The 2,941-nt window shown below is 41.1% G+C and carries 4 protein-coding genes; all 4 read right to left on the reverse strand.

Annotated features, from left to right (window positions below):
* Positions 1–8: 8 nt before the first annotated feature.
* The 4 genes from B9J87_RS13650 to B9J87_RS13665 all read right to left on the reverse strand — a co-directional run bounded on the left by B9J87_RS13650 (position 9) and on the right by B9J87_RS13665 (position 2,305).
* Positions 9–209, reverse strand: a complete 201-nt coding sequence (locus B9J87_RS13650; RefSeq protein ID WP_055035460.1) for an AlpA family transcriptional regulator — start codon at positions 207–209, stop codon at positions 9–11.
* Between the two features lie 68 nt (positions 210–277).
* Positions 278–877: an inovirus Gp2 family protein gene (locus B9J87_RS13655; protein WP_094128510.1), complete on the reverse strand. Its 600-nt coding sequence runs from the start codon at positions 875–877 to the stop codon at positions 278–280.
* A gap of 53 nt (positions 878–930) precedes the next feature.
* Positions 931–1,605 (reverse strand): inovirus Gp2 family protein, encoded by a 675-nt coding sequence (locus B9J87_RS13660; protein WP_094128507.1) that lies wholly within the window; start codon positions 1,603–1,605, stop codon positions 931–933.
* Positions 1,606–1,669: 64 nt separating this feature from the next.
* Entirely contained in the window at positions 1,670–2,305 is a 636-nt protein-coding gene (locus B9J87_RS13665) for an inovirus Gp2 family protein (protein WP_094128504.1), read from the reverse strand.
* Between the last annotated feature and the right edge of the window lie 636 nt (positions 2,306–2,941).

Here is a 2,941-nt window from a genome sequence, read left to right on the forward strand (position 1 = left end):
TGTTTGTGTTACTGAAAGGATTCTGCGTTGTCTCTCATGCTCAGACGCGATTCCATCCATTCCTCTATTTCACTTTCGACCCAAGCTACCGCTCGTCCACCGAGTGGCACACTCTTCGGAAAATCGGTTTCATCAGCCATGAACTTATAGATAGTGGAGCGGCCTAGCCCTGTAATCGCCATCACGTCTTTAAGTCGTAGAAATCTCATGGGAATTGTCTCCTCTTGTATATACCCATGGATAAGTCGCCACGGTAAAAAAGTGCAGTCGGCCTAATCTAATCTAGGCTAGAGCCAAAGCAGTAACGCTCTTCTTTCCACGCTTCAGCAAGGCTGCTCATGCGGAGGAAGACACAACGCTTTATATTGGTATCTTTGCTCTTACAGCGTGTTCCTAGTCCATAGTTCCCTCGGTCGTTAAACAAAATGATTGATCGCTCTTTGCCTTTGTAGTGCTTTTCTATCGCTTCCTTCCAAGCTGTTTTTAGATGATCCACAAGCTGATTACCTTTATCCCAACAAATGGCAGGGCCGAAGTACTGACTATCATCAAGAAACAGCATTACTCGGTAGTTATGTGAAGGGGTTTTATCAGCTCGCTTACGCCATACATAAGGCAACAAATCGGCATCGATTTTCTCTTTCAGAATGTCAAAGTAATCATTGAGGATGCTGAGATCGGTGTCTTGATGATCTTTAGGCAGGTATAAATCCAAACGCATCGCAAGAGTACGTTGATACTGAGTCAGAGCCTGATCAAAGACCTTATCCATCGTGGTAAGCGCTGATTCATAAAGTCCCTTATTGCTGTAAAACAATGGATAATCTTTAAATGTTCTAGCACGAGTAATGGTTGGAAGGTGGGTTGTGTTCGACATGAGTAATACCTCTCAGTGTGTGAATGACATAGGCATTACTCGCTCTGTATTTTTTAAGGTGAGTCGTGACTACAACCAAAGCTCTTGTTGCGTTGATCGTTCTGGTTGGCAATGGGTTTCGCGAGACGACTGATTCGATAAAAGAACTCGTTTAACTGTAACGGGAACACTTCAGCGTCAGACAACAGCTCAAAACCTTCATTCGTAGGAGAGTAGGCTAATCCAGAGCATGGTTGGCTGTAATAATCTTCAACCACCCTATCCCATGTCTTCCTCACTTTTTTGTAGAGAAAACGTCCCCAACCCTCTCGTCCAGTGCCGAAGTTTTGAAAGAGATCCCTATCAAAGAGCAAGATAAGATGATGATGCTGGCTGGTGGATTCACTGGCCTTCGCCCAGATATAGCGAATGACCGTTTGCTGGTATTGATAAGTTCTGTCGGTGTATTTGTCTCTACAGAGCTCATTAGTCTCCGATTCTAAAATACGAAAGAAATGGGCAAACACCGCTAGGTAATCTTCCCCGAAGTCACTCGGTAGGTTTAGGTTGATGTGAACAGCAAAGATTCTTGGGTATTGGTTTAGTGCTTCAGTCAGCACTCGGTCTATCTCCTCTAGGTATTCGAGAACGAGACCATCCTTGTGGTAGTAGAGTGGCTTTCCATTAAAGGTTCGGTCATGAGTGATGGTGTGGACTCTTTGATGAGCTACGTTGATTTGATGAATCATGATTGGTTCCTGTGGTTTGTTGTGATTCCCACAGGAACTGTTTCCAACGTAATTTTTAAGGGGATTAAGAACTAGTAGCGAAGTTTCTCATGTCCCCTCCGTATACCTTTGAGTTAGGTTTCGCGAAATAGCACACCCTTTTGAATAGCTCATTCTTCGATTGTTCAATATCCGATGCATTCAGGTTTAAGCGATACACACCATTCTTGCAGAAATGAACTAGTGCTGGTTTCTCCTGTTTGATAGCACTGCACCATGCTTGTTTAATCAAGTCGGCTAGAGAGCCATCTGACGCCCCAACATCCCCGAGTTGATAATAGATATCTTTATTCAAGAAAATAGCCACATGGTAGTGGCACTGCTCAGAGGTATTCTTCTCTTTTGCCCAGATGTAACTGGTCTTGTTCTTTAACCCCCTTCCCCAGCTTTTCTCTTTACGTTTTATATCTACGTCCAATTTGGCATTTAGGGATTTGAAGAATCGAGTGATGACTTTCGAATCCGAATCATCGAAATCTTCGGGTAAGTGTAGGTCTATCCGAAAGACGGATAGCCTAGTATGATACTTCAATGCTTTCTCTATCAATTGAGAAATCTTGTAGAGGTAAAACTTGCGATAGAAGAATCGTTGCTTTCGTTTCGTTGGTTGAGGTAGGTCGTAGTTGTTGAACTTGTCTTCAGATGTGTACTGATGATTCATGATGTTGTTATCCCTATTCGTGTGTCTCTCATACACACAGGGAATAACGTAAATTTTAGTAGTTGGCAGTTATGTATATTACCTATACCAACATATCCTCATGACATCGAAACGACCTTGCAACAAAAACTAATCCCCTTTTTATAAAAACAGTAATCCTTTTACGCAAAAATCAGACAAAACAGACTTAAGGATACAAATAATCATGTTTCCTTTCACTCGAAACTTATCACCTTGGATTTTCAATTCATTAAAAAACACACACTACAACCAAAGAATGACATCCCATTCAGTTTATATCAAATCGTTAATTTGATTATTTACCAGAGATGCTTTATATTAAATCCACTCAAAGTGAAAAATAACTTATGTCATATATCAGATATGGATGACCAGTCCACTTTTTGAACACTGCTAAATGACATTCGAAATCATCGTTCCTGAGTTTAATCTGAAACCTTATAGAGAAACCAGCAAAAAACCCACCACCAACCAACATAAAACCCACGATTTATAGTTGTAAAACTATCAATTCTCCTACATTTCTCCTACACTAGACCGACAAAAATCTTGCACAAACGAATGACCATGAGTACTAGAAGATATTTAGAACTGATTAAAAACTCATCAGAAGAA

Source organism: Vibrio sp. V19_P1S1T109, assembly GCF_002241375.1.
GTDB classification, from domain to species: Bacteria; Pseudomonadota; Gammaproteobacteria; order Enterobacterales; family Vibrionaceae; genus Vibrio; species Vibrio anguillarum.

Bases quoted from the DNA above. Each gene is read 5' to 3' on its own strand.
- B9J87_RS13660 (WP_094128507.1), bottom strand. From the start codon at position 1,605: ATGATTCATCAAATCAACGTAGCTCATCAAAGAGTCCACACCATCACT.
- B9J87_RS13655 (WP_094128510.1), bottom strand. From the start codon at position 877: ATGTCGAACACAACCCACCTTCCAACCATTACTCGTGCTAGAACATTT.
- B9J87_RS13665 (WP_094128504.1), bottom strand. From the start codon at position 2,305: ATGAATCATCAGTACACATCTGAAGACAAGTTCAACAACTACGACCTA.
- B9J87_RS13650 (WP_055035460.1), bottom strand. From the start codon at position 209: ATGAGATTTCTACGACTTAAAGACGTGATGGCGATTACAGGGCTAGGC.